Here is a 1,329-nt window from a genome sequence, read left to right as displayed (position 1 = left end):
ACCTCGTTTATCTTTTGGTTTGGTCGCTTAAAGCATAACACTGGAGGGAGTAGGTGTTTTTGTGTTATCTAAAAAGGCCTAAAACTTCCAGCGTTGAAGTACTCTTCAACACCAAAAATTTTAGACCCAAAACTTTTTGTATTGCGCATCCAGGGGTCTGCGCGGTAGTATCGAAGACGTTATGAAATTATTAGTGGGGGTGTCGCTGTGTCGGCGCAACAAAAAGGGTTTGTGTGTGCAATATTGGGACCGGTACTTTGGGGCGTGTCTGGGAATGTGGCGCAGTGGCTATTTGGTCCCGCGGGATTGCGGCCAGATTGGCTAGTGGCAGTGCGCCTGTTGGCTTCTGGAATATTACTGATGGCGTGGTGTTTATTGACCCAACGTCAAGCAACGTTAAGTGTGTGGAAAAATAAACGCCAATTGCGCAGCGCCTTATTGTTTGGGGTCGGCGGCGTGGTGGTGTCGCAATTTTCTTATTTCACTTCGGTGGCTACCTCAAATGCCCCCACCACCACTGTCTTGCAATATTTATCGCCATTATTTATCGTGATCTATTTGGCGTTTAAAGAACGCCAATGGCCGCAACGGGTGGATCTGATCTCACTGGCAGTCGCTTTCGTTGGGATGTTGCTGTTAGTGACGCATGGCCGCTTGACGACTTTGGCATTGACGCCTCAAGGTTTATTTTGGGGGATCGCCGCTGGTGTTGGCGCAGCCTTATACACTTTGATGCCAGTGAAGTTGCTTCAAGAAGTGCCAGCGCAGATCGTGATCGCTTGGGCGATGTTATTTGCTGGGTTGGTATTGTCGCCGATTTTGATCTTCACGCAAGCGCCGGTGATCACTGGCAAAGTGGTGTTAGGGATCGGCTATGTGACGCTGTTTGGCACCTTATTTGCCTACTTGCTGTATTTGGCCAGTTTGAAAACCGTACGGCCGACAGTGGTGGGCATGCTCAATGTGTTTGAGCCGCTGACGGCTACGGTGGTGGCGATTTTGGTTTTTCATGCTCACTTTGGCATACCGGAAATTATTGGTGGGTTGTTGGTGTTAAGCACCAGTTTCATTCAGTTGATCCCAGTCCATCAAAAGAATCCTGCGCCAACACAATGAACGCTCAGTTATTTCACCATTTTCACGCTAAAATCAGTGGCCTTTTTTGAAAAAGGTGAGAAAACCGTTGACTAAATGAGAAAATGGGTGTTTAATTACTGCCTTCTCAATTTGAGCCCAGTGTTGACGCGGCTTACAACGTTTTTACCCAAAAATTGTCAGAAAATTGTCAGAACGGCTTATCAGGAGTTGAGCGCTATCCGTTCGATTCGT

Annotated in this window: 1 protein-coding gene; it reads left to right on the top strand. The window is 47.6% G+C overall.

All coding sequences use genetic code 11. The annotated features are described in order from the left end of the window. Positions 1-207 precede the first annotated feature (207 nt). Entirely contained in the window at positions 208-1,116 is a 909-nt protein-coding gene (locus tag ACKTSG_RS14260) for a DMT family transporter (protein ID WP_407895687.1), read from the top strand. Positions 1,117-1,329 lie beyond the last annotated feature (213 nt).

This window comes from Lacticaseibacillus salsurae (assembly GCF_045862175.1).
GTDB classification, from domain to species: Bacteria; Bacillota; Bacilli; order Lactobacillales; family Lactobacillaceae; genus Lacticaseibacillus; species Lacticaseibacillus salsurae.
Note: the sequence above shows the minus strand (reverse complement) of the source record. Positions and strands in the feature narration are given on the sequence as shown.